The sequence below is a fragment of the Photobacterium jeanii genome (genome assembly GCF_001650345.1).
GTDB classification, from domain to species: domain Bacteria; phylum Pseudomonadota; class Gammaproteobacteria; order Enterobacterales; family Vibrionaceae; genus Photobacterium; species Photobacterium jeanii.
This window is the reverse complement of sequence record NZ_LVHF01000033.1, coordinates 518,373-544,327: the sequence shown is the minus strand read 5'-3', so window position 1 is coordinate 544,327 and position 25,955 is coordinate 518,373. Positions and strand designations below refer to the sequence as shown.

The 25,955-nt window shown below is 44.0% G+C and carries 24 protein-coding genes; 15 read left to right on the top strand and 9 right to left on the bottom strand.

What is annotated here, in order from left to right; genetic code table 11:
• Positions 1-116: 116 nt before the first annotated feature.
• The 7 genes from A3K86_RS19865 (at position 117) to sstT (ending at position 8,872) form a co-directional block, all read left to right on the top strand.
• Positions 117-1,073 (top strand): AAA family ATPase, encoded by a 957-nt coding sequence (locus A3K86_RS19865; protein WP_068335579.1) that lies wholly within the window; start codon positions 117-119, stop codon positions 1,071-1,073.
• Positions 1,070-2,035 (top strand): DUF58 domain-containing protein, encoded by a 966-nt coding sequence (locus tag A3K86_RS19860; RefSeq protein WP_068335576.1) that lies wholly within the window; start codon positions 1,070-1,072, stop codon positions 2,033-2,035. Before A3K86_RS19865 ends, A3K86_RS19860 begins: the two co-directional genes overlap by 4 nt.
• Before the next feature lie 7 nt (positions 2,036-2,042).
• Positions 2,043-2,612: a DUF4381 domain-containing protein gene (locus A3K86_RS19855; RefSeq protein WP_068335566.1), complete on the top strand. Its 570-nt coding sequence runs from the start codon at positions 2,043-2,045 to the stop codon at positions 2,610-2,612.
• Positions 2,605-3,570 carry a vWA domain-containing protein gene (locus tag A3K86_RS19850; RefSeq protein WP_068335561.1) on the top strand — a complete coding sequence of 322 codons (966 nt, stop codon included), beginning with the start codon at positions 2,605-2,607 and terminating at the stop codon, positions 3,568-3,570. Before A3K86_RS19855 ends, A3K86_RS19850 begins: the two co-directional genes overlap by 8 nt.
• Positions 3,563-5,473 carry a vWA domain-containing protein gene (locus A3K86_RS19845; protein ID WP_068335555.1) on the top strand — a complete coding sequence of 637 codons (1,911 nt, stop codon included), beginning with the start codon at positions 3,563-3,565 and terminating at the stop codon, positions 5,471-5,473. Before A3K86_RS19850 ends, A3K86_RS19845 begins: the two co-directional genes overlap by 8 nt.
• Before the next feature lie 5 nt (positions 5,474-5,478).
• Complete coding sequence (locus A3K86_RS19840; protein ID WP_162844306.1) at positions 5,479-7,185, top strand: BatD family protein; 1,707 nt, start codon at positions 5,479-5,481, stop codon at positions 7,183-7,185.
• Positions 7,186-7,633: 448 nt separating this feature from the next.
• Positions 7,634-8,872, top strand: coding sequence for a serine/threonine transporter SstT (sstT, locus tag A3K86_RS19835; protein ID WP_068335542.1), 1,239 nt, complete (start codon positions 7,634-7,636; stop codon positions 8,870-8,872).
• A 110-nt stretch (positions 8,873-8,982) separates the two neighbouring features.
• On the opposite strand, the gene A3K86_RS19830 is transcribed toward sstT, so the two are convergent.
• From A3K86_RS19830 to A3K86_RS19820, 3 genes are all read right to left on the bottom strand, one after another.
• The gene (locus A3K86_RS19830; protein WP_068335538.1) at positions 8,983-9,174 is read right to left on the bottom strand and encodes a hypothetical protein; all 192 of its coding nucleotides are present in this window, start codon (positions 9,172-9,174) and stop codon (positions 8,983-8,985) included.
• 234 nt (positions 9,175-9,408) lie between these two features.
• Positions 9,409-10,656: a cysteine desulfurase-like protein gene (locus A3K86_RS19825; RefSeq protein WP_068335535.1), complete on the bottom strand. Its 1,248-nt coding sequence runs from the start codon at positions 10,654-10,656 to the stop codon at positions 9,409-9,411.
• The gene (locus A3K86_RS19820; protein ID WP_068335532.1) at positions 10,656-11,297 is read right to left on the bottom strand and encodes a 2OG-Fe dioxygenase family protein; all 642 of its coding nucleotides are present in this window, start codon (positions 11,295-11,297) and stop codon (positions 10,656-10,658) included. The genes A3K86_RS19825 and A3K86_RS19820 overlap by 1 nt, the downstream gene beginning before the upstream one ends.
• Positions 11,298-11,710: 413 nt before the next feature.
• Between A3K86_RS19820 and A3K86_RS19815 the strand changes: the two genes are divergently transcribed.
• Both A3K86_RS19815 and A3K86_RS19810 read left to right on the top strand, forming a co-directional pair.
• Positions 11,711-12,883 carry a cation:proton antiporter gene (locus A3K86_RS19815; RefSeq protein ID WP_068335529.1) on the top strand — a complete coding sequence of 391 codons (1,173 nt, stop codon included), beginning with the start codon at positions 11,711-11,713 and terminating at the stop codon, positions 12,881-12,883.
• 211 nt (positions 12,884-13,094) lie between these two features.
• Positions 13,095-14,291, top strand: coding sequence for an acyltransferase family protein (locus tag A3K86_RS19810; RefSeq protein WP_068335528.1), 1,197 nt, complete (start codon positions 13,095-13,097; stop codon positions 14,289-14,291).
• Between the two features lie 209 nt (positions 14,292-14,500).
• On the opposite strand, the gene A3K86_RS19805 is transcribed toward A3K86_RS19810, so the two are convergent.
• Both A3K86_RS19805 and A3K86_RS19800 read right to left on the bottom strand, forming a co-directional pair.
• Complete coding sequence (locus A3K86_RS19805) at positions 14,501-15,724, bottom strand: HlyD family secretion protein (protein ID WP_068335526.1); 1,224 nt, start codon at positions 15,722-15,724, stop codon at positions 14,501-14,503.
• The gene (locus A3K86_RS19800) at positions 15,717-16,118 is read right to left on the bottom strand and encodes an MFS transporter (protein WP_068335524.1); all 402 of its coding nucleotides are present in this window, start codon (positions 16,116-16,118) and stop codon (positions 15,717-15,719) included. The genes A3K86_RS19805 and A3K86_RS19800 overlap by 8 nt, the downstream gene beginning before the upstream one ends.
• A 159-nt stretch (positions 16,119-16,277) precedes the next feature.
• Between A3K86_RS19800 and A3K86_RS19795 the strand changes: the two genes are divergently transcribed.
• Together A3K86_RS19795 and A3K86_RS19790 are read left to right on the top strand one after the other, a co-directional pair.
• Positions 16,278-17,318: an AraC family transcriptional regulator gene (locus tag A3K86_RS19795; RefSeq protein ID WP_068335521.1), complete on the top strand. Its 1,041-nt coding sequence runs from the start codon at positions 16,278-16,280 to the stop codon at positions 17,316-17,318.
• Between the two features lie 557 nt (positions 17,319-17,875).
• A complete protein-coding gene (locus A3K86_RS19790; RefSeq protein WP_068335519.1) occupies positions 17,876-18,676 on the top strand; it encodes an endonuclease I family protein in 801 nt (266 codons plus the stop codon).
• Between the two features lie 140 nt (positions 18,677-18,816).
• Here A3K86_RS19790 and A3K86_RS19785 read toward each other — a convergent pair whose 3' ends face one another.
• Together A3K86_RS19785 and A3K86_RS19780 are read right to left on the bottom strand one after the other, a co-directional pair.
• Positions 18,817-19,344, bottom strand: a complete 528-nt coding sequence (locus A3K86_RS19785; protein WP_146145594.1) for a hypothetical protein — start codon at positions 19,342-19,344, stop codon at positions 18,817-18,819.
• Between the two features lie 252 nt (positions 19,345-19,596).
• Positions 19,597-19,929 (bottom strand): hypothetical protein, encoded by a 333-nt coding sequence (locus A3K86_RS19780; RefSeq protein WP_068335509.1) that lies wholly within the window; start codon positions 19,927-19,929, stop codon positions 19,597-19,599.
• A gap of 438 nt (positions 19,930-20,367) precedes the next feature.
• On the opposite strand from A3K86_RS19780, the gene A3K86_RS19775 reads away from it, so the two are divergent.
• Positions 20,368-21,411: a GMP reductase gene (locus tag A3K86_RS19775; RefSeq protein ID WP_068335505.1), complete on the top strand. Its 1,044-nt coding sequence runs from the start codon at positions 20,368-20,370 to the stop codon at positions 21,409-21,411.
• 321 nt (positions 21,412-21,732) lie between these two features.
• Positions 21,733-22,461 carry a hypothetical protein gene (locus tag A3K86_RS19770; protein WP_068335489.1) on the top strand — a complete coding sequence of 243 codons (729 nt, stop codon included), beginning with the start codon at positions 21,733-21,735 and terminating at the stop codon, positions 22,459-22,461.
• Positions 22,462-22,509: 48 nt separating this feature from the next.
• On the opposite strand, the gene A3K86_RS19765 is transcribed toward A3K86_RS19770, so the two are convergent.
• On the bottom strand, positions 22,510-23,397 hold the full coding sequence (locus tag A3K86_RS19765; protein WP_068335484.1) for an AraC family transcriptional regulator: 888 nt from the start codon (positions 23,395-23,397) through the stop codon (positions 22,510-22,512).
• Positions 23,398-23,534: 137 nt separating this feature from the next.
• Between A3K86_RS19765 and A3K86_RS19760 the strand changes: the two genes are divergently transcribed.
• Both A3K86_RS19760 and A3K86_RS19755 read left to right on the top strand, forming a co-directional pair.
• The gene (locus A3K86_RS19760; RefSeq protein WP_068335482.1) at positions 23,535-24,683 is read left to right on the top strand and encodes an iron-containing alcohol dehydrogenase; all 1,149 of its coding nucleotides are present in this window, start codon (positions 23,535-23,537) and stop codon (positions 24,681-24,683) included.
• 160 nt (positions 24,684-24,843) lie between these two features.
• Positions 24,844-25,176 carry a gamma-glutamylcyclotransferase family protein gene (locus A3K86_RS19755; RefSeq protein WP_068335480.1) on the top strand — a complete coding sequence of 111 codons (333 nt, stop codon included), beginning with the start codon at positions 24,844-24,846 and terminating at the stop codon, positions 25,174-25,176.
• A gap of 158 nt (positions 25,177-25,334) precedes the next feature.
• Here the strand turns inward: A3K86_RS19755 and A3K86_RS19750 are convergent, their stop codons facing one another.
• Complete coding sequence (locus tag A3K86_RS19750) at positions 25,335-25,913, bottom strand: hypothetical protein (RefSeq protein ID WP_232322034.1); 579 nt, start codon at positions 25,911-25,913, stop codon at positions 25,335-25,337.
• Positions 25,914-25,955 lie beyond the last annotated feature (42 nt).

The window sequence follows — 25,955 nt, the reverse complement described above, 5'->3', positions numbered from 1 at the left end:
GTCGATTATTTTGAGTAAACAACAACCACTTCGGCGACAAACACGAACTAATTCACATTTTGTAAGTCATACCCATTATTGTTTTATTTTGTCTGTGCCTAAGGACAATCTATTTTATGCTAGCAGATACATTTCAACGCCTTAACACTTACTTGGAAAGCCAAGTTATTGGTCAACCTGCTTTAGTGAAGCAGTTACTTATTGCACTTTTAGCCGATGGTCATATTCTGGTTGAAGGTCCTCCGGGTCTGGCAAAAACACGTGCTGTCAAAGTGCTCTCCGATTGTATCGAGGGCGACTTCCACCGCATTCAATTTACCCCTGATCTACTACCTGCTGATTTGACAGGTACTGATATTTTCCGTCCTGAAACTGGCGAATTTACCTTCCAACCAGGGCCGATTTTTAATGCGCTTGTTTTAGCCGATGAGATCAACCGTGCTCCCGCTAAAGTGCAGGCCGCAATGCTGGAAGCCATGGCAGAAAAGCAAATCACTGCGGGTCGACACACTTACCCACTACCTGATCTTTTCTTAGTAATGGCAACACAAAACCCAATTGAGCAAGAAGGGACCTATCCGCTACCAGAAGCGCAGTTAGACCGTTTCTTACTGCAATTAAATGTCGACTACCCTAACGAAGCCAGCGAGCTGGATATTCTTCGCTTAAATCGGGGTGAAGCGTTAGGCGTGGAGAAACCTGAAGCGGTACACCTCTCAAAAGAAGCGATTTTTGAAGCCCGTACTGCGGTGTTGAACACCTTCATGGCTGAAGATATTGAGCATTACATTATTCGTTTAATTATGGCGACACGCCAACCTGAACGTTACAGCGAGCAACTGGCTAACTGGCTTCAAATGGGAGTGAGTCCTCGTGCGACATTGGCACTGGATCGTTGTGCCCGCGCTCATGCTTGGTTGCATGGTCGTGAATTTGTAACGCCTGAAGATGTTCAAGTGATGGCTTACCCTGTTCTGCGTCATCGCTTATTACTGAGCTATGAAGCGCAGGCTGAAAATATTAGTCCAGATGCCATTATTACCTCTCTGATTGAACAGGTCGCGAGTGTATGAGCACACCGCTAACGGCTATGTCCCTACCTGTACATAGTGATGGCATTCAACTTTGCTTAGCCGAATTGCTGCACTATAAAGATCAAGCTGTGCGCTGGTTACCGCCAGCGCAAAGTGTATGGTCGCACTTGCAGGGACAACACAGCAGTAAACAAAAAGGACGCGGTATGAACTTTGCCGAAGTCCGCCCTTATCAAGCCGGTGATGACATTCGCGCTATTGACTGGCGCGTAACCGCACGGACGGGAAAACCCCATACCAAGCTATTTACCGAAGAGCGCGAGCAACCAGTAATGCTGCTGGTTGATATGAGTAATAGCATGCAATTTGGCTCTCAATTGCTACTCAAATCAGTGCAAGCGGCGCACTTTGCAAGCCTCATCAGTTGGCTCACAATCAAAGCGCAAGATCGTATTGGCGCGCTGGTCTACAACGGCTCGGCATTACATGAATTAAAACCTGCGGGTCGCCAGCAGGGGGCGCTTAGGGTCATCAATCAACTCATTGCAAGCCAGCAACACGCATTGTTAAACGCTCAGCAGACTCCAACTTCTGATAACTCGTCAGTGCCTGCTATCGCATTCTCAGAGACCTTGCGTCATCTGAGCCATCTGTGCCCTAAAGGTAGCGATATTATTTTGATCAGTGATTTTCATACTCTAAGTGAAAATGACAAACGGGTACTCAGCCAACTACGCCATCATAATCGGATTCAGTTTGTACAAATCACCGATCCCCTAGAACAAGGGGTAACCGACTTTCGAGGAACAGAATATGTTGCCGATGGCGATCAATCAGTGTGGTTGGATTTTTCAGCGGATCACACCCGTGCGCAATTTTTATCGCTTTACCAACAACAGCAACAAATGCTGAAAGCATTTACGAATAAATTAGCGATTCCGCTCTACACCTTGAGTGCCGCTATGCCTTTATTGCAGCAACTCGGACAAAACAAAGGTTAATCGTTTTATGCCCGCTCAATCTTCGCCAGCTCTGCCACTGGCAGACATTATCTTACCTACGCCTCCTAGTGCTTGGCAGCTTGCATGGGGTTGGTGGGTATTGATCACACTGGTTATCGTCACCCTTATCCTGACGGTATGGCAACTACACCGCTATAAGAAACAACGCCTCGCGCAAAAAGCCGCGTTGACTCAACTTGCTTTATACCAACAAGACGACAACCTCAAAGCAATCAATACCCTATTGCGCCAAGCAGCGCTGAGTTATTTTCCGCGTCAAGAAGTGGCATCTTTGCACGGCCATGCGTGGCTAGCGTTTCTTGATCAGCACTTAAAAGGCAAACAAGCTGGCTTTGTTGCCCAGCAAGAAATTTGGCAACGAGGACTCTTTTCACCGCAAGGGTTATCTTCGCAAGAGCAGCAAGTTTGCTTCAAACTCGCTAAACGCTGGTTAACAGAAGCCTTGCCACCGAAAAAAATACCCCAAGCAACAACATCATCGAAAAGTGAGTCACCAACAAGTGACGAGAAAGCGCCTTCTTCTTCAGCTACAAAAGTGGAGGATCGCCATGTTTGAGTTTGCTTGGCTATGGGCGTGGCTACTGCTCCCCCTCCCCTATCTGGTCTACCGTTTTGCTCGCCCTGTACAGCAGCAAGCGGTGGTGACACTACCACAACTGCCCGACAATATTGGTCAGCAGCAACGAGGTAGTAAATTAGGGCTAATCTTGATGTCTTTGGTTTGGGTTGCTTTAGTCACTGCGACTGCTCGCCCTATTTGGTATGGTGATCCTATCGAGATCAACCCTGAGCACCGTGACATGCTACTCGCTGTCGATCTCTCCGGATCGATGTCGATCGAAGATATGGTGACACCATCGGGTGAAACCATTGATCGTCTTCAGGCTGTAAAAAACGTACTCACGGATTTCATCAAAGAGCGTAAAGGTGACCGCTTAGGCTTAGTCCTATTTGCCAACCACGCTTACTTACAAACACCACTGACTTTTGATCGCCATACCGTTGAACAACAACTCAATCGCACCGTACTTGGCTTAATTGGTCAAGCCACTGCTATAGGTGAAGGCTTAGGTGTAGCAACCAAAACCTTCATTGACAGTGAAGCGCCACAACGGGTGATTGTCCTGCTCAGTGATGGCGCCAATACCGCAGGTGTTATCGAACCACTAGAAGCGGCAAAATTAGCGGCTGAAAGCGGCGTCACCATTTACACCGTCGGTGTCGGTGCTGAAGAAATGATGCAACAAGGCTTTTTCAGCACTCGCGTTGTTAATCCATCACAAGATCTTGATGAAAAGATGCTCACCAAAATTGCTGAAATGACAGGCGGACAATACTTCCGTGCTCGCAATCCCGAAGAGCTAAGCCAAATCTACCAACTCATTGATCAAATGGAACCAATCAACACAGCGCAACAAACTTGGCGTCCGCGCGATGAGCTATTTCGCTACCCACTCGCCATCGCACTGTTACTTTCTTTTGTACTGCTTATTCTAAGGAGGACTCGTGGCTGATTTTACTTTCCTCCACCCGGTTTGGTTCTTTGCCTTATTGCCATTATTGGCGGTATTACCTTGGCTATATAAGAAGCAAAATAGCACAAAGCTTATCGCCCCCCACCTTGCCAAGCACTTTGGTATTAAACCCAAGAGCCAGAACAAACTATGGCAAGGATTGACACTGACTTGGTTTATTGCCGTAATCGCTTTAGCAGGTCCAAGTTGGCAGAAATCCCCCTTGCCTGCTTATTCATTATCTGGTGCAAGAGTGCTGGTGATGGATATGTCACGCTCGATGTATGCCACCGACATTAAACCTAACCGTCTTAATCAAGCTCGATTTAAAGCGCTCGATTTACTCCCGGGTTGGCGTGAAGGCAGCACTGGATTGGTGACTTACGCTGCTGACGGTTATGTCGTGAGCCCTCTAACGCAAGACAGCAGCACGTTAGCAAACTTGATCCCGCACTTATCGCCAGAGTTGCTGCCTGTGCAAGGCAGTAACGCCGCGCTTGGTATTCAGGAAGCCATTACCCTGTTGAAGCAAGCAGGTCATGCCGTGGGAGATATTGTCCTGATCACCGATGGGTTATCAGAAAAAGAATCTCAGCAAACTTTGGCACTGCTGAAAAAACACCAGTTCCGTTTATCGATCCTTGCGGTGGGTACGCAGCAAGGTGCTCCAATTCAATTAGCTGATGGACGCATTCTTACCGATAACCGTGGTAAAACGGTAATTGATAAAGTCGATCTCGACACCTTATTACCTTTGGTACGAGAAACTGGCGGTACGCTTCAATTATCGCAAGGTAACAACCGCGATGTTGATGCGCTATTAGCACTAACCGCAAAACCTCAGCAGCAAGCGAACCAAAGCCAAGACCAATCACTGAACGAACACGTTAATAACGGGTTTTGGCTCTTATTACCTCTGTGCGCCTTGGCACTATTTGGTTTTCGTCGCGGCATGATGTTTGGGCTTGCATTTTTATTACTACCACCAGCACCAGCCAACGCCAGCCCTTGGCAAACCAAGGATCAGCAAGGCTACTCGCACTACCAAGCGCAAGATTATGCTGCTGCCGCCGAGCAGTTTGACAGTCCAGCGTGGAAAGGCGCGAGTCAGTACAAAAATGGCGACTACGATGCGGCAATCAGCACGCTGTCACCGCTAGAAGATGCGAAATCACGCTACAACTTGGGTAACGCTTATGCTCAAAGTGGCAAGTACGAACAAGCCCTCAAAGCTTACGATGAAGCCTTAGCTAAGCAGCCTGATTTTGAGCAAGCGAAGAAAAACCGTGGTGTAGTTGAACAATTGCAAAAACAGCAACAGCAACAGCAACAGCAACAGCAACAGCAACAGCAACAGCAAAACGGTAATAATTCGGATCAGCAGAATCAGCAGAATCAGCAGAATCAGCAGAATCAGCAGAATCAGCAGAATCAGCAGAATCAGCAGAATCAGCAGAATCAGCAGAATCAGCAGAATCAGCAGAATGCTGGCAACAATGACCAACAGCAGCAAGATAAAAACGGTGAGCAATCACCTAATCAATCACAGAGTCAACAATCACAGCAACAGCGTCAAAATCAAGGGCAAGATCAATCACAAGATCAGCAACAAGGGCAAAGTCAGCAAGCCAAGTCTGACCAAAAATCAGAGCAAGGTAATGACAGCGCTGAGCGCCAAGCAAAAGCAGCCAAAGCCACTAATAAGGATGATGGTGAAGATAAAGACGCTATTGCAGAAGGTGAACAACAAGAAGGCACACCGCAAGACTCGCTCTCTGCCAGTAACCCGATTTTGAAAAAGTTAGAGCAAATTCCGGATGACACCAGTGGTTTGATCCGCGCTCAAATCATCTTACAGGCTCGCCAAAAAGACGCGCCACCAGAAACAGAGAACACATGGTAAACAGAATGAAGCACTCTACTCCATCGCAATTGCGCCATTGGATGACGCATTTTGTTATCGCAATTGCCTCTTTAATTGCTTTTAGCGCCCAAGCTGCGCAAGTTGAAGCGACAGTAAGTAAAAACATCGTTGCGGTTAACGAAGTCTTCCAACTGGAAATCAGCATTGATAGCAATGTAAATCCCGATTCCTTAGCTCTCTCTGCGCTCGATAAAGACTTCACTTACGGTCGTCCAAGTGTGAGCAGTAATAGCTCTTACATCAACGGCGTGGTTTCTCGTACCACGCAATGGCGTTTAGCTGTTGCAGCCAAAGCGGTTGGTACTTTTACCATTCCAGCGTTTCGTATTGGAGCAACAGAAAGTGAGCCGATTTCGATTCAGGTTCTCAAATCTGCTAACAGCCAAGCATCAGCCAATGATCCTAAGATCAAGCTCAGTAGCAAACTTGAAAAACAATCGCTCTACGTTGGCGAAAGTACCAAGTTAACGGTGAAGATCTTAATCGCTGAACAAATTGATCAAGCTGCTTTAGTGGCACCGAAAGCAGAAGGCATCGACATCATTCAATTGGGTGACGATAAGCAAGCAGAGCGTATTCTTAATGGCCGCCGTTATATTGAAATTACGCGCCAATACCAATTAACGCCACAGCAAGCTGGCAACATCGTATTAAGTGGCGCAGAGTTTAAAACTAACCTTGTGCGCGGAAGCCGTGGCTTTGGCTCTACTCTCAGCATTCCTTTTAGCAAGCAAACCGACGACATTACGCTAAATGTGAAAGCTAAACCCAGCAACTACCAAGGTTTATGGTTACCGACTACCGATCTCCAACTTGACCAAAACTGGCAACCGGAAATCACCACCAGCGAATTCAAAGTAGGTGAGCCTATCACCCGCATCATCACGTTACGCATCAAGCATGTAGCACAAAGCAACATGCCAAATATCAATATTGATTACCCGCGCTCGGTTCGTGTTTACGATGAGAAGCCTGTTTACGGTGAGCGTGACGGCTATACCAGTATGATGATCAAGCAAGTGATCATTCCTCGCACTGCTGGTGAACTAACACTACCACCGTTAAAGATTAACTGGTGGGACACAAACACCAACCAGCAGCAAACTACCACGGTAGACGGCATAACCGTTAAAGTGCTTGAAGGAGACAATAGCAACAACGTTCAGCTACCTGTTCTTGACGATAGTCAAGTCGCTCCCGCCACGCAGGTTGAACAGCCACCAGCTGAAGTAAAAATCGTGAAAGATGCTGGTATGTGGCCTTGGCTCACTGCAATCATGACTTCACTGTGGCTACTCACACTAGGTATGTGGTTTAAAGCGCGTCAACGCAATCCATTATCACAAAGCCAAGATACCGCAACCAAAGCTAAACCAACTATTGCTCAGAGTGATGAAGCGAAGATTGCGCAGCTTATTGATGCGGTTAACCATGAACAAACCATGCAGGTACAAACCTTGTTCAAGCAGCTAGATCGTAACGCGTACCAAGACGATTATCTTGTGCAGCTGGAGCAAGCAATCAATCAAATGATGGCTGCTCATTATGGTCAGCAACCAAAAGAGTGGGATAAACAAACACTGTTATCGCTATTAGCCGCAGCCAAAGAAAACAAGCAAAGTTCGGCAAATAAGCAAGTTCTCGCCTCTTTGGTGCCAGAAAAAACACAAGGTAAACCCAACAAACGATAAAATGCAGTTCATTGTTTATAAGCTAACCCGCTTTTAACAAAGGTAGCCTGAGGGCTACCTTTTCTTTTACATTCGCTTCAAAGCAACTACAGATAAAAATATCACCAATACCTATAGGTATAAGCCATTCACCTACTATTCATCAAAATTGCAGATTTACCATTTGCAATTACCATAATAAAGCAGTGATTTAAAGAAGCTTAAATTCGCTCCTCTCACACTTAATTTTAACAAATACACATTCTGATAGTTAACACAACAAGATGCATAACTGTGAGTTGCATCAAAGGTTTCCTAGGCAAAATTAATCCCTCAAGAAAACAAGTTAATGTGGTGTTAAGCAGGAGTTTCTAAAAAGATGACTAGCAATTGCACTTAGATCCTGTTAAAAAATGTTACGGAAGCCAAATAAAACGCTTCGATAAATGATAAATATTCAGGATGTATTATGAGTCAATCACAACCATTTCTTGCCCGGGTCGCGAATGGAAGCCTGGTAATCCAGATCCTCGTCGGCATCGTGGCTGGTATTTTACTTGCTAGCGTAAGCCCAGAATCAGCAACACAAGTCGGCTTTTTAGGTAGTCTTTTTGTTAGTGCCCTAAAAGCTGTTGCCCCTATCCTTGTTTTCATTTTGGTTGCATCTTCAATTGCTAACCAGAAAAAAGGTGCCCACACCAACATGCGACCTATTGTCCTGTTGTACTTATTCGGCACTTTCATGGCAGCCCTAACCGCTGTTGTAATGAGCTTCCTTTTCCCTACCACTTTGACGCTTGTTGCTGACAGTTCAAACGCAACGCCACCAGAAGGCATTGCAGAAATCATTAACACCTTACTGTTTAAAGTGGTTGATAACCCAGTTAACGCTCTAATGACAGGTAACTTCATTGGTATTTTGGCTTGGGCTATTGCACTTGGTTTTGCTCTGCACCGTGCAAGCGATGCGACAAAACAAGTCTTCCACGACATGTCTGAAGGTGTAACACTGATTGTTCGCTTCGTCATTCGTTTAGCGCCAATCGGTATCTTTGGTCTAGTTGCTAACACTTTTGCTGAAACAGGCTTCTCTGCATTAGCAGGTTACGCTCACCTACTTGGTGTACTACTAGGCTCAATGGCTTTCATTGCGTTTGTAGTAAACCCACTGATCGTATTTGTAAAAACCAGAGAAAACCCATACCCACTGGTACTGCGTTGTGTACGTGAAAGTGGTATCACTGCTTTCTTCACCCGTAGCTCGGCAGCAAACATCCCAGTTAACATGCAGCTATGTAAAGACTTAGATCTGCACGAAGATACTTACTCTGTGTCTATTCCACTGGGTGCAACCATCAACATGGGTGGTGCGGCAATCACAATCACAGTTCTAACACTTGCAGCAGTACACACGTTAGGTGTTCAAGTTGATATCGCAACAGCACTGCTATTGAGCTTGGTAGCCTCTGTATCGGCTTGTGGTGCTTCAGGTGTTGCTGGTGGTTCTCTGCTACTTATCCCACTTGCATGTAGCCTGTTTGGTATTCCAAACGATATCGCAATGCAGGTTGTTGCAGTTGGTTTCATCATTGGTGTAATTCAAGATTCAGCAGAAACAGCGCTAAACAGCTCGACTGATGTGATTTTCACAGCCGCAGCTTGCCGTGCAGCAGAAGCGAACGAAACACCAGCACAAACCATTTCTTAATGGCTTGCTGCTTATAAAAAGCATACAAAAACGGCAACCCGAGGGTTGCCGTTTTTTATGTCATCAACAATTGACTTGATGTTTTTCAGACTCTGTTTTTGTAATAAAGATTACTTAGTCAGATCTTTTAGCTGTGAAGATAACTCTTCTGCTTTATCAGACACTTGGTCTTGAGCATCTTCGTACATGTCTTGTACTTCTTCCATCGGACGTGAATTCGTCACATCTTCGATTTCATCTTTGTACGTTACACCTAAGTACACACCCAAGCCTACCAAGGCAATAACAATATATTTCAACATAGTCGAATCTCTTTAACTTTCAGCGTATAGGGCTAAATACCCTCAAATATGCAGTAATTATATCAAGCTGAATTATGCCTTGCTCTAAATTAGGTGGTGATAAGCGTAAATTATTTGCAAGTTCGTGAGATTAATAGACATGGTTAAAGTAAAACACCACTTCAAGCCGAAATTCGAAGTGGTGCTTAAGCTCGGGTGAGCCTGTGACAGTAGGGGGAAATTATTGGGCAAACTCTAGCGGTCTGCCTCAATCAAAAATGGGGCTAGGTACTCAAACAAAGCGTCAATTTCTGACGTGGTGTTGTAATGCATCATGCCAATGCGGATCACTCCGCCTTTATCCAGCAAATCGAGTTGCTTAATTAAACCTAACGCATAGAAGTGACCACTCCATACGCAAATATTTCCTTTGGCTAAATGGCTCGCAACATCTTGCGGCATAACATCACGAATACGAATCGCAAACGTTGGGGTGCGTTTATCAAGCGCATGTGTACCAGCCACACCATACAAACTGACGTTGCTGTATTTAACTAATTTTTCAAGGAAGTAAGCACTCAATTCCTGCTCATGTGCTTGATAGGCTGCAAAGCTTTGTGCCAAGCGCTCACGCAACGGTAAATCTTCAAAACCCCATTGGGCGAGATAATCCACCGTTGCGACAAAACCCGCTAAAGCTTCAAAACTCTGAGTACCGGTTTCAAATCGCCCTGGTCCTTCATTCGTAGCAGGCTCTACTTTGTAAGGCGTGAGGGTTTGTAACCACTGCGGTGCAATGTACGCTACACCTAAATGCGGTCCGAAGAACTTGTAGGCAGAGCACACCAGAAAATCACAACCCAATTGCTGCACATCAATCAGGCCATGCGGCGCATAATGAACAGCATCAACATACACCTGCGCCCCAACCTGCCGAGCAAGTTTCACAACCTTCGCAATATCAACGATAGTACCCGTTGTATTTGAAGCATAGGTCACTGCGATTAAACGTGTTTTCGCTGATACCAAGTTCGCTAATTGCTCATAATCTAACGAGCAATCTTCCGTCGTTACACCCACTTGGTGCACTGTGACGCCTTTGTCCTCAGCCGCTTGCTGCCAACTCGATACATTAGAATAATGATCCAATGCAGTCACGATCACTTCATCCCCTTGTTGCCAGTCACGACTAATCGTTCGACTAAGCTGAAAGGTCAGTGAAGTCATATTGGCACCAAACACAATGTTATCTGGTGACTCAGCCCCTAATAAAGCTTGTCCGGCGCTGCGCGCCTCCTGCATAAGTGACGTTGTCACTGCGCTAGAGAAAAATGCACCGCCTAAATTGGAATTAAAGCGTCCTAAATACGCTGTCATGGTATCCAATACTGACTGCGGTACTTGTGCCCCACCTGGACCATCAAAAAAACAAACGGGCGATCCATCCACCATTTGGTGTAGTGCCGGAAACTGCTGACGTGTTTGCTCAACTGAAAACCCCATTACAGTGCTCCTTTTGCCGTCATCACAAACACATCCATATAACCGAGGTGCGACTGCTTCACCGCTTTGATTGGGCGAGCGTTATGCCAAAGTTGATCATCAGCCAACATAGCCACATCACCTTGCTGTAATTCCATACTTAAAAATGGCGGTTCATCATGCTCGCGATACACCATAAAATCGCCACCTTCAATGTTGTGACGTTCAATACCGATCACGGCAATATGTTGAAAACCATCTTGGTGAACACCTTCAGGTGCCACTTGAGTTTCTTGCTCTGAGGTGGCAATACGAATTTGATGAATTTCAATTTCATCATCATCCATTAGCTGATTGGCTTGTTTGAATAATTGGCACATCTCAAACATACCTTTGCTTTGTAATACGGCATCTTCAATCACTTCAAAATGACGTGATACATTGCCTTGAAAGTGATTGATATCGTCACTTTGCATGAAAGCACGCGCAGGTAGATGCTCGACCCCTTGTTCACTGACTTTTACGATTGAGTAACGACGCAGGCGGTATTGTCCGTCAGCGTGGGTCGTCTTAGGTAAATGGTGAAATGACGGTGAAAGATCGTTAACAGCCTGACCACTCAGTTGAGTGAGTTGTAACGTCGGTTCGAGTGTCGCGTGCATATCATTAGCTCCTCATGTTTTGTGGCTAACTCCTTGAGCCACTTCTTAGCGCAAACATCAGACTTAAAGTTAACATTTACGCTACATTTAGGATTCACCAAACCTCTCGTTTTGCCAATAGATCTTGGTCACTTATTTCACTTAAACATAAAAATAAAGATAATAAATCCAACACAAACGCAATGGACAGTTATACCGACCAAGATTAACAAGTCAGTAACAACAAAATCAGTTTAGCGTGCTACAAATTGCTTAATATATTGATTTACTGGTGAATTATGAGGAACTTAAACCCAATAACCGTCTTTTTGGCGCTTCATTTAGGCTCTCAAAGCAGTGATCAGAACTTTTCATTCAGAACAAGACAAAGCCTATTATGCTTAAAGGGTTGTTAATTAAGTTGTACCAACCCAATGCCATCTGATATTGCACTGTTCATTTTTGAACTCTGCGCCATTGTGATCAGTTCTGCCGTTCTCGGCACACTCTTTCTCTATGCGCGCCAACCGATCATTCTGGCTTACATCGCCGCAGGAATGATCTTAGGCCCGTATGGCTTTGGCTGGGTCAAAAACGCCGAGCATATTAGTCAGATTGGGCACCTTGGGGTCATCTTGTTGCTGTTTTTGCTGGGGCTTAATTTACAACCACGTAAGCTTATCAACCTCTTTAAAGAAAGTGCCCTCATCACCCTTGGTACCTGCGGCTTCTTCTTTGCCTGTACCTTTATTTTCGCACTAACTATCCAACTCGCCCTTCATGATGCACTTATCGCTGCTGCCGCCCTGATGTTTTCAAGCACCGTGATTGGGCTTAAATTGATCCCTACAACTACCTTGCACCACAAACGAATGGGGGAAGTCATGACCAGTATTTTGCTGGTGCAAGATATCCTCGCGATCACTGTTATTTTGCTACTTAACGTCGATAGCGAACACAGCTTTATCGCTGCCTTTTCGCTGTTAATTATTAAGTTTTCTCTATTATGTTTTTGTGCTTTTGCAGGTGTTAAGTATTTAATTCTGCCGCTATTTCAAAAGTTTGATGTAATTCAGGAATATAGCTTTATTACGACTTTGGCTTGGTGTTTATTGTGGGCAATGACGAGCCACTATATTCAACTCTCTTACGAAAGCGGGGCATTTATTGCAGGGCTTTCAATTGCTGTTAGCAAAGTGTCGCAAGCTATTGCTCAACATTTAAAACCCTTACGTGAGTTCTTTTTGATCCTCTTTTTCTTTGCGGTTGGCGCGAAGATGCAAATCTTTACAGGGCAAATGTATACCCTATTTGGCATTGGGTTTGGCGTGTTACTCATTGGCCTTAAAACGTGGGGATTTCGACATGCTTTTACTCTCGCGAAAGAGAGCCCAACCATGAAGAAAGAGCTTAGTATCAGGCTTGGGCAAGCGAGTGAGTTCTCACTTCTATTGGCCTACACTGCAATCAATAACGCCCTACTCTCTACCAGTGGTATGATGTTTATTCAAAGCGCCACCCTGACGACTTTTATTATTTCTACTTACTGGATCGTCAAACATTACCCAACTCCTATTTCACTCGCCAATAAACTTCGCCAAGATTAAATATTCTTAATCTTTGATTTAATCAAAGTTAATGCAATTTATAACGTCATTCCCATTTCCAATCGCAACTTCGATGAAACTAAATGATAATTAAATCAATCACATTCTTCGAATAATCACAATGCTACTCTGCCTATATCTCAGTGCTTTTACCAAAGTAACTTCAAATTGCTAACGCAAGTTAAGCCGACTTGATAAAGGAATTATCACCATGCAACGCCAATTACCTTTGCTTACCGCTATTCGTGGTTTTGCTGCTTTTATTGTCGCGCTTTTTCATGCGCGTTTAGTTCTGTATCCCCAATGGCGAGAAGAGATTGCAAGCTACAGTTTGTTTCTTGAAAACGCGTACTTGTGGGTTGATATTTTCTTTATTCTTAGCGGCTTTGTGATGATGCATGTCTACCGTCAGCAATTTCAAGCTGGCTGTACTGGCTCCAAATGGCGACAGTTTATGTGGCTGCGCTTTAGTCGTATTTATCCGCTATTTATCGCAACTCTGCTGGTCATGGTTGGCTGGGAGACATTTAAGCATTTCAACAGTATCGGCTTTTATGGTGGTTCATTGCTTGATAGCTGGGGATTGACCGGACTACCCGCGTTCAAAGGACCGTTCAACACCAGTGAAACCTTGTTTGCTAACGTGATTTTATTGCAAGGGATTACAGGGCAACCGCTGAGCTGGAACTTTCCGGGCTGGTCACTCAGTATTGAGTGGCTGTGTTACATGCTATTTCCCATTGTTATGGCGTTGCTGGCGTTTAATGCCAAGCGAAGCCTATGGCTGCCACCGTTTGTGTTCTTGCTACTCTACGGGCTGATCAGCACAACTGGCAAAATAGATTTAACCAGTGGCATCCCAGCGTTTCTGCGTGGCTTATGCGGCTTTTCTCTTGGCGCATGGCTTTGCTTGATTAAGCTACCGCCGAAGGCAAAACAATGGATAAATCAAGATTGGTTGTTATTTGCTGTCGTCATTGCCCTGCTCGTGCTAATGCACCACAAGCTGGCTATGGCTCAGATCTTAACGGTTTACCTACTGTTCGCACTTTTGGTTTTCTTAGGAGCTAACCAGAGCGACCGACCTTCGGTATTTTTGCGCCTATTTGATAACAAGTTGACGAGATACCTCGGTGATATTTCCTACTCAGTTTATCTGTGGCACTCGGTATTACTTCTGGTGGGCGTTGAAGTTATTAATTACCTGTCACCCCATACAACGATGATCTGGTATCTCCAAACCAGAACTACAGCTTTAGCTACTTCCCTCATTGTATTCAGTGCGATCCTGATTGCGGTATCGAGCTTGAGTTACCATTGGCTAGAAAAACCAGCGTTACGTCGCTTGCGTGCTTTGTTCCCAACCACAACAAAGAAACAGCCTCTAACCACAACAGAAAATGTATAAATCAATCAACTATTTAATCACATGGGATCAAATCTTGAGATAAAAAAAAGGCTGCAACCCCAGCCTTAAAAGGGTTACAGCCGAACTACACTAAAGTAGAAAAAATCAGGCGACTAGCTTAATTAAGTGGGCTTAATATAAGCCCATTTAAAACAGTAGTGGAATAAACCGCCCTCCGGAATTAGGTCACGTTCTTGTTATAAAAAGTCTTACATCGACCATACGTAGAAGATCTGCGATTTCAGGCGAATAATGATGCCGCGAATCACGTCAAGGAAACCAAGGAAGGAGATTGGTTTCTCTGCACTGATCCATGCTAACCCCACCGAGCCAACGGGGATGTCGTGCTCAACATCTTCGTTAATTTTCAAACGTACAAAGTGGTGTTTATTTGCTACGTTTTGACCTGTCACTTGACGCACATTGTCATCACGAGCCAGCAAACTACCTTGCGATTCACCAGTCGCTTCAATGATGCCTTCCACCTCAGCACTGAAGATTTTTCCTGGGTAAACCGCCGACGCAAATTCTGCCTGTTGCCCTACTTTTACGTTACGGATCGCTTGATGGTTCACACGCATTAACACGTACTTTTCATCGGTATACATCTGAATACGAGGCATTAAACCCACGTACTGACCTTCACGCATAATGAAGTTCGTTAAATAACCATCAGCTGGGGCATACACCTTGGTTTGTTCTAAATTCCACTGTGCCTGAGCGACATTTTCTTGCTGCGATGCCACATCCACTTGGCGACTATCAACGGTCAATTTCGCTTTCTCTAACGAAAGCTGAGATTTATTCACCGCTAACTTAGCCTTCTCTAATTGACTCGCGAACGTCACTTGCTGTGCTTTTGCCACTTCCACTAGCGTACGTTGCTCATCCATCTTGCTGTCAGTGATTGTGTGCTGCACCACACGGTTCTGCTCAACAAAACGATGAAGTGTGGTTTGCTTGAGCTTGAGATCCTCTTTACCTGCCGCTAACTGATTTTTAGCAATCTCAATGTCTTTGTGAGCTGCATCGAGATTGGCTTTTTGGATATCGACATCCTCTTGTGCCATTTCGTAGGCAACTTTGGCTGAATCCAATTTGGTTTGCGCCATGTTTAATGCAATCTGATATGGCTCATCATCCAGTTCGTATATCAACTGACCTTTGGTAACTTTGTCATTTGGGCGAACATGAATTGCCGTCACTTTGCCTTTAATGGATGAATTAGCAGGACGAAGCTGCACATGCGGTGATTGCACTACCGAACCACCAGACAAATCCATTGGCGCAAAAGTGATCAACCCTACCCATACAAACAACAGCCAACCGCCACCACCAAGGTACGCAAAAGACTTAGTGAACTTGTTCCACGGCATGCCAACCATGCGCAGCAAGTAAATAAACAGTGCCCATACCGCTAAACCCTCAAGCATTTGTCACCCCTTTAGCTGCTACTTTGTTGTCTGCTGTTTGTGAACTTACAATGTGATCATTGGCTGATAACGACGTAGCTGAATGGCGTTCATTGTTATCCGCCTCCCCTTTCCAAATATCTCGAATGCGTCGAAGGGCCTGCTCACCGTCAACAAAAGCAATGACCACCGCGATCACCCACACCCAATGCCATATAAAACCTATCCACGTTAATACTGTGATAAGCCCCAACTGGTGGTGTTCTTTACTGTGGGCTTTTTTAATTGGCAGCTCATGTAAACGCCAGAAACCAAACGCTGCTGCCGCGATAGTCCCCACCATCACAACACCGGCAATCACATGAAGCGTGGTATCAACACCGCTTCCAACAAAAGGCATACTAAAAAGGCTCATAAGATCAACTCCGTAAATCAGTTGAATTCATTCATATTCTTGTTGCAGCCATTGTCATCAAAAATGTGAACCCATCAGTAAATACGGACAGATTGAATCAAAATTAATTATTTACTGATACAATCAAACCTCCACCACTCCTTTTAAGCTTTCATCGCCATGTTCAATCTCAGCTTTATCCGCGTTAACTACGCTCAGGTTGTATTCGATGCAATCCGAAAACACTTCGCTATTACCGCCGCCGATCTCGGTGTACCAACAAGCTTGTTATCAGAGCCCAAAGCACTTGTGCCTTTTGATGATTTCATTGGATGGTTTGAACAAGCAGAACAACGAGCGCAAGACGCTAACTTTATGGTCAAACTCGCGCCTTCTATTTGCTTTAGTGAGATGGGAACATTTGGTGAATGGTATTTATCAAGTCCAGATCTGGCATTAGCCGTTAGACGGATAAATTATGGGACATCTTGCCTGCAATCTGGCGCCAGCTACCACGGTGAACAATCAGGCAAAATCATGAAGTGGACTTACGACAGCGGCTATACCCAATCTTACGGGCGGGTATTAGACAGTCTTCGCGTCGCGATGATGGAAGTGAACGCGTTACGTCATTACATGGGCGCAGATTATGCACCACTCAAAATCCAAATCAGTGGTGCGCTAAAGCAAGCATCAACATCAACCATTAGTAAATTAGAACGTTGGTTTGGCTGTGCCATTGAGTGGAATGCACCAATGACCAAGGTATGGATTGATCTTGGGATCTTACGCCAAGGCAGTGAAAAAGCGTTTTCGATCAGCCGCCCAATGATGGTATCTAACCTTCAGCTAGACGATTTACTCAATATGCCGCAACCCCACGACAGCGCGAAGGTGATGTTTGAAGTGGTGAATTATGCTCGTCGCTATGGTGTGCCAAAGATCGATCTAGTCGCCAAAACACTCGGACTATCGAAACAACAACTCCAACGCCGACTTCACCAACATGGTTGGACATTTAGCAACATCACACAATATGTGATTTGTAATCTGGCGATTCAATATTTACAGGCAGGAAAGCCTATTACAGAGATTGCTCACCTGTTGGGATACAGTAACCCACAGAGCTTTAGTAAAGCCTTCCAGCGCCAACGAGGGTTAACGCCTGCCCAATATCAAGAACGCTTGCTAGAGCGAAGCCGTGAAAGCCTATCGATATAACTCATCAGGACGACCTAGTGCTATGGACTTCTCAGCCTGAGTATCCATTTCCGATTCCTTTTAACGTTTTATTTGGCTCACTATTTCTATTAACTCCACCAGCGCAGTTAACAATAAGGTAAGAAATTAAAATTTAATATAACTAAACCATCCATGCATAAATATCTCAGTATGGCTGAAACAATTTTGGTAAGTCAGTGAGGTTAAAACAGTGAAGTAAAAAATAAATTTAAAAATCATTTTATAATATGGTTTTATAGAAAGTTATATTTATAACATCCCCCTTAGTCAGTACTGACAATATGACACCCGCATAGCGTTATTTATATCAATCAATATAAGCTCTCTCACATTTTTAATTACCCTACTTGCTTTCACTTAATGAATACTTTTTACTTGCAACCTCAAGTTGCTGTAAAACAAGCAGCATAATTATTATGTTATCTTTCACGCCATTAAGCCTAAAAAAACACGACTGATTAAAAATTCTCATCCAAAAAATGAGTAATAAATAAACATATTGATAAGTACTTTACACTCTACGAATAGGAATAATTATGAAAAAGACATTCACATTGTCGTGCCTATTGGCATCGGCATTAATCGCTGCTGCACCTGCAAGCTATGCCGCCAATTACCCGGAAGGTTATTACGTTGAAGCTCAAGGCCTTCATGGTGATGCGCTAAAAGATATGCTGGCGGTTATCGCAGCACGAGGACACAAGCAGCTGACTTACAGCCAAGTATGGAGTGCACTCAAAGACACAAACCAAGATCCAGCCAACCCAGAGAACGTGATCTTGTTTTACAGCGGCCGCTCCCAAGCTAAAGACTTCAACTCTTCAGGCTCTAATAACCGCGACGCTTGGAACCGTGAACACTTATGGCCTAAGTCCTTCGGTTTTAAACGTAAAAACCAATGGGGATACACAGATATTCATCACCTTCAACCAACTGACGCACAAATTAACTCTATTCGATCAAACAAAGACTTTGGTTACGGCGGTCAGCCAATCAGTAAATCACCATTTAATAAAACGACATCTACAACTTTCGAACCTCGTGATGCCGTTAAAGGTGATACAGCACGTGCTATTTTCTACATGGCAGTTCGCTACCAAGGTAATGATGCCAACATGCCTGATCTATATTTAGTTAATGACACATCAAGTACTTCAGGGCAGCCAAAGATTGGTAAGCTTTGTACTTTATTACAATGGCATAATGCAGACCCCGTTGATAACTGGGAACAACAACGTCATGAAAAAGCAGTGAAATGGCAAGGAAATCGAAACCCATTCATTGATAATCCAAGTTGGGTTAACGATATTTATGATGATAAATGTCCACAGTTATAATTGGCATTAAGTTCACATTATAAACATTCACCGTAAATAATATCGAACTTAAATAAACACAAATAATTTAAGTGAGTCTTGCTGCTCGTTACAGTAAAAAGAAACAATGACTCACTTTTATTTGTTGCGTTTTAACTTTGCTATTTAAAGCTAACACCTGCAAATTTAGTCGGTTTCTGCTCACAATCCATCGTGAAATGGTGGTTAGGTGTAATGTGGTACCACATTTCAAACTGCGCTTCATCGCTGGCAGTTAAGCTCGGCTTGAAGAAAATACGATAGCCGTTGAGATCACGCATCTGCTCTGCATTAAAAGGATCAATATCTAAAGGATCTGACACAACCTCTCGCGCCATTTTGATCGGCTTGAGCATGTAATCATCCCCTTTCTGGGTAAACTGATAGTTAACAAATAGACTGTATTCAAGTTGAATTTCGCGTTCGTTAAGGTATTGAATCCACTCTTGTGACTTTACGATCCCCTGTTCTGAGAAATCGTACAATACCCAACTTTTTTGAGTCGCATTATTGGTTTCTTCTGAGGTGCATTGCCACACACCATCAAGTTGCGGCAGTGTTGCTGCGCTAGCAATCATCGGCACACCCACAGCCATCGCGATCCCAGCCCTCAATAAACTCTGTGCCATCCTTGTTGTTATTTTTTTCATTTGTAATCCTTATTCGCTTTCACGCTTTCAGCTGGCATCAAAATCATTGCGATCATCTGCTGTCTGTGTAATACGAGTTAAGCCAACTCACCAAGCCAGACTATGAGCAACCTTATGTTTCCATAGGATTTTATCAAACAATTGCGTGTTAATTTAAACTTAGCAGCTTTAGCTTAGAAAAGGAAAGATAAATAGAAATGACTGAACAACCAAACCTTTAAGGGTCTGATTGTTCATAATTTGCGATGGAGATTATTCTTGAATAAAGTCGCCAGCTTCTACACGTGCCATGATGGCAGATATCGGGACTATCGGCCCCATCATATTGACTCGGATCGGTGCTGTACCACCAGCAAAATGCATGTCCGACGTTTCACCAGTCGAGTAGTTATAGCGATAATTAAACTTATCAGTCGCAAGGTGAATCAAGTCAACCTTCTTACGGTGGCAGGTGATGTACGCACGCCAGTACATCGCATCAAGCACTTCACTCGGCTCTTGAGCCCGAATAATAAAGCGCCAACCACTTTCTTCACCATAAAAGTCGAGTGGGAAAATTTTCTTTATTTTTCTTCTACTAAACAAAGTTAACCCTAAATTCACTGCAAGCTTGTACTGTTGTTTTTACTGGCTAAAACGATAAATAGATTTATCACTCTAGCTGATAATTACTCAGCATTTCATTCAAATAAATACCGCAATTTTCAATGCGTTTTGTCAGAAAAGGATTATGCAAGAATTTAGTGAGAATGGAAGGTATAAAGCGAGAAAACCGAATATTTTGACATAAAGCGATTATTCACTTTTACATTTTGGTAAGATTCAATCTTTGTAAAGGTAACACAAAAAAAATCTGATTATCAGGCTTGTTAATAAATTTTCTGAGCCTATAATGCTGAAAACCGGAGCGTCTGCCAACGCTCCGGTTTTTTTGTGCCTGCTCAACAGAGATCTATCCGTCGTCTGCCAACGACTGAAAGATTGAGAGCAAAAATTCGATAAGAGATAAGATAAGGAATTACCATGCGTATCGAACAAGACTTGAAACTGGGTTTTAAAGATGTACTGTTTCGTCCAAAACGTTCAACCCTAAAAAGCCGTTCTCAAGTTGAATTAACCCGCGAGTTTACATTCAAGCACAGCGGTCGTCAATGGTCAGGTGTACCTATTATTGCCGCAAACATGGATTCAGTGGGAAGCTTCGATATGGCAGCAGCATTGGCTAAACACAATGTAATGACTGCTATTCATAAACACTACACAGTTGAAGACTGGGCTGGCTTCGTTAAAAACAACGATACGTCTGTTCTTAACAATGCAATGGTATCGACTGGTACGTCAGACGCTGACTTCCAAAAAACCAAAGATATCATGGCGCTTTCTGATGATCTTATCTTCATTTGTATTGATATCGCGAACGGTTACTCTGAGCACCTTGTGGAATATGTACAGAAAGTACGTGCCGAATTCCCAACTAAAGTGATCAGCGCAGGTAATGTTGTTACTGGCGATATGGTTGAAGAGCTAATTCTAGCTGGTGCCGACATTGTTAAAGTAGGTATTGGCCCAGGTTCTGTATGTACTACTCGCGTTAAAACCGGTGTTGGTTACCCTCAACTATCTGCCATCATTGAGTGTGCTGATGCCGCTCACGGCCTTGGCGGTCGTATTATCGGTGACGGTGGTTGTGCATGTGCTGGTGATGTAGCGAAAGCCTTCGGTGGCGGTGCTGACTTCGTCATGCTAGGCGGTATGCTTGCTGGTCACGAAGAAAGTAACGGTGAAATCATCGAGCAAGACGGCAAAACTTTCATGAAGTTCTACGGCATGTCTTCACAGTCAGCGATGGACAAACACTCAGGCGGTGTTGCCAAGTACCGCGCTGCTGAAGGTAAAACCGTACTATTGCCATACCGTGGTCCAGTTGAAAACACTATCCAAGACATCATGGGTGGCGTGCGCTCTACTTGTACTTACGTAGGTGCTGCGCAGCTTAAAGAGCTAACTAAGCGCACCACTTTCATCCGCGTTCAAGAACAAGAAAACAACGTGTTTGGTAAAGAGTAAGCTCAGTTTACCTGATTCTTAAGGCCGCTTTTTAGCGGCCTTTTTAGTGTCTGAAAAATGGAAATGACCACAAAGTGTTTACACCTTTATTTTCTTGTATCGCCGTCATATAGATGCATCGACAAGCTTGCAGTTCGAATTCACAAGGTGCATTGCTTTTGATAGTAGAAATAATGATTAATCACTTTAAAATCAACGAGTAGTATGTTTTGAATAAAAATCACACATATACGACCTTTTTCTATTGAGCATATTAATTTTTGTTAACCTCCAGCCTCATCAAAGAACAAGTGAATTTTTACTAAGAGGTTAATTTATATTATGAAAATGAAAGCACTTGCTTTGTCTGTTCTGACAATGATGGTTTTACCCGCTCAGGCTGGAATATTGGAAACAGGTCCCAAAAATCAACTAGCATGGGGACTTCGAGCAGATGCCTCAGCCCTTGAGTCCACGGCATGGGGACGAGATACAACAGCATCTAGCTACCGTGCTACTGCGTGGGGCTCTTTGACTAAAGCAACGTCCCCTGAAGCCTCTGCATGGGGAGCAGGCGCAGAAGCAGCTGGAGCCCAATCAACCGCGTGGGGAATGTACACAAAGGCAACTGGCCATCAGGCTACAGCATGGGGTTCGAACACAAAAGCAACAGGTGATCAAGCGACTGTATGGGGGGGACAATCTCATGCAACTGGTAGATACTCGACAGCGTGGGGCTTTGGTACAAGAGCTTATGGTGACTACTCATCTGCGTGGGGTAACCGAACACAGGCAGAAGGTAAAAACGCCATAGCTTTCGGTAATGGTATTAATGTATCGGGTGATAGTTCAGTAGGCATCGGCCTCTACGATTTTAGCGGTTACATAGACCCTTCAGTATACGGTCAGGTACCAGAAGACAGAACCTTCGCTGTAATGGGTGGGACGATGAAAATCTGTGATAAAAACGGAGCTTGTATTGATGACTTACAAACCGAGATCCAAGACCTTAAAGCTATTAACTCACAGTTAATCGAGCGCTTAGAAGCACTAGAAGCGAAATTGAACTGAATAAATTAATACTAATGTGCCATCATTCCCGGTGGCTACTTTTTGTAATTATCCAACAGTGCTTGCGGCATCTTTAGGCGCTAAATTAAACTGACGTTTAAACTCGCGACTAAATTGCGCAGCACTGGAGTAACCCACCAAATCAGCCGCTTCGTTGACACGCTTACCTTGAAAACAAATAAGCTCACGCCCCTTATTAAGTCTCACCTTTTTGATGTACTGAATTGGCGATTCAAGCGTTACATTACGAAACGCGGTATGAAAAGATGACACGCTCATATTTGCGGATGACGCTAGCTCAGACACATTAAGCGCGCTAGAGTAATTGGTATGAATTTCTTGTAATACCGATGCGATCCTTGCGTAACGACCTTCCTGATCCGCCAGCGTAAACAAGGTATTGCCACTTTTGCTCATCAAAGCAAAGAAGATCACTTCTTCTAACAAAGCCTGCCCTATCACTGCCGCTTCTAAATCATCACACAAGGCAAGCATCAAGCGTTCACAAGCAGCATTAAGCTTAGTGTCGATCGGTTCACGACGAATACTTTGCTCTGAGTGCACTGGCTGAAAATCTACATCTCGATGATGTTTAATTTTGGCAACTAATTTTTGTAACAACGGCATATGGATTTGAATCGAGATACCCAGCAAAGGTTCGTTATTGCTAGGAAAAGCCTCACATTCTACTGGCATTGGCACGCCCATGATCAAGCAGTCTCCTTCGCCGTAACAAATGCGTTTTCCACCAGCGTATAAGGCTTTACGCCCTTGACCGAGAACGATAATCCCAGATTTATACATCATTGGCTGACGAGAATGTCCATTTTTACTGCGATAAAAACGCACGTCTTCTATCTTGGTCGCAACACTCCCTTCGTAATCATGGAGGTTATTCTGATCAACATAGCGCTGCATTAATGATTTCAAAGACATTAACTCTCCTCATCAACATTTGTAGAAATAGTCATGTTATTTGGATTATTCGACCTTCATAAGCCGCCAAATGACTACTATTATGCATACACACAGAATAAATCAAACTCAAATAAAGTATCAGCACAGAGGGCAATATGAACTTCTCATACCAAAACTCAACGCAAATCTTTTTTGGTCAAGGTCAAATTAGCAACATTACTCAAGCCATCGACAAATCAAAGAAAGTATTGGTCATTTATGGTGGTGGCTCAATCAAGAAAAACGGTGTTTACCAGCAAGTAGAACAAGCACTAACAGATCATAACTGGCTTGAGTTCTCTGGTGTTGAAGCAAACCCAACCAAAGAAACCATGGATAAAGCTGTCACCATCATCAAAGAACAAAATGTTGACTTTATCCTTGCGGTAGGTGGCGGTTCAGTTATTGATGGTGCCAAATACGCAGCGGCAGCAGCGCATTACGATGGCGATGGTTGGGATATCTTAACAGGTGCATACAAACCACAAGTTGCAACACCTATTGGTGTCATCCTAACAATTCCAGCAACAGGTTCTGAATCCAATGCCAATTCAGTGATCACTAAAGCTGAAACTCAACAAAAACTGCCATTTGCAGCTACGTGTGTTCATCCACAATTTGCTGTTATGGATCCTGATGTGATGAAAACACTTCCAGAGAAACAACTGGTTAATGGTATCGTCGATGCATGGGTGCATGTTTGCGAACAATACATAACCAAAGCATCTGGTGCATTAGTCCAAGATGGTTATTCTGAGTCTCTACTTCGTGCTTTAAAAACGCTGGGTGATACTTATGCTGAACGCGATAACGATTTGTGGCGTGCTAACTTAATGTGGACAGCTAACCAAGCACTTAATGGCTTGATCGCCGCAGGTGTTGAGCAAGACTGGGCGACACACATGATTGGCCATGAATTAACAGCTTTATGGCATGTTGACCATGCCCGCTCGCTCGCCATTGTGCAGCCATCACTACTTCGTAACCAAATTGAATATAAGCGTGGCAAACTTGAACAAATGGGGCGTAACGTATTTGGCTTAGAAGGCGGAAGTGATTTAGCAGAACGTACCATTGATGCAATTGAAACTTTCTACAACCAACTAGGTGTTGCAACTCAACTCACTGAGCATGATGGCGATAAAGCCCAAGCCATCGAGTTAGTAATCAAACGCCTTGAAGGTCATGGTCTAACTTCGCTAACTGAAAACCAATCAGTTACACCAGTGGAAGCGCGTCAGATTCTAGAAGCTGCCGTCGCTTAATCAGCTAACCAATAGACCGAATGACGAACCATCAAAAATGGTTCGTCGTTTATTTTATTCGCTGCGCCCTTCTATCAACAATCTTGTTAATAGTGTGAAATCAACCTCATTTTCTATATGATGTCAGCTATTCATCACCACAGAATTAAAAGGAAGTAGGATGCTAGATAAGCTATTTGTCTATGGCACACTGTGCCCGGGTCGCCCCAATGAACACGTTATGACTGCCATTGGTGGCGAATGGCGTGAAGGTTTCGTTCGCGGTCACCTCAAAGGCAAAGGTTGGGGCGCAGAAATGGGATTCCCAGGCATTGAGCTCGCTGAAGATGGTGAAAAAGTGAATGGTTTTGTCTTCATTTCTGAAAACCTTGCAGATAACTGGCACAAACTTGATGAATTCGAAGGCAGTGAATATTCTCGCGTCGTAACCCCAGTTTACCTTGAAGATGGCACCAGCCTTGATGCCTATATTTATATGTTAAGTGAACAGTAAAACCGCTCTAATTGATTACGCGACAGCATTCTAAGCCTTAGCCTTGTTAGTGAATGCTGCGCATAACCGCCTGCCAAAACAAGAATGTTAGATGCGCAATCTAGCTATCCCGTCTATCTAACAATCCTTCTGAATGATTCTTCACATTACAAACCTGACTAATCGCGATTCCACGGGTAAAGCGGCTCTTTCGTGCGCCCTTTGAAAAAGTGGTAGTTGCGCTGCATGAAATCATCTTTTTTCAGCGCTTTAAATGGCCACTTTTGCTCACTGATATCAAACGAGAAGTCTGAATTCACGAGTTTTAGCTGAGTAAACTTAGGTTCGGCAATGCGATAAATTGCCGTGTTGGGTGTTTGACACTGAAATGAAACGGGTTGATCCGCTTCGCCATTCACTGTCAGCATCGCGTCATAAGAGGATGAAGCACTACAAGGGGCTGATTTTACGAAGGTGAATAAAAAATAACCGTTATAGGTAGTATTGAGAAATACCGCCATTTGACGATTTACATCCACTTGGCGATAAACCAATTGTTTAGTGTGAGGAGTGCGCCCGCTTTGCATCGCTGTTGTATCTGGACTGATTAACTGACTATCTACCCATAACCAGTAAAGGTCATTTTTCATATAGGTGAGCGCACGATACGATTGATAACCGTAGTAGCTGAATATCAATAAACCAACGACCAAGCCAGATACACAAAATACAGTCAATTTTTTTAGCAGCTTAGTCATTCAATGCGCCCTACCGTGAATACGGACAACACTATAATTCAT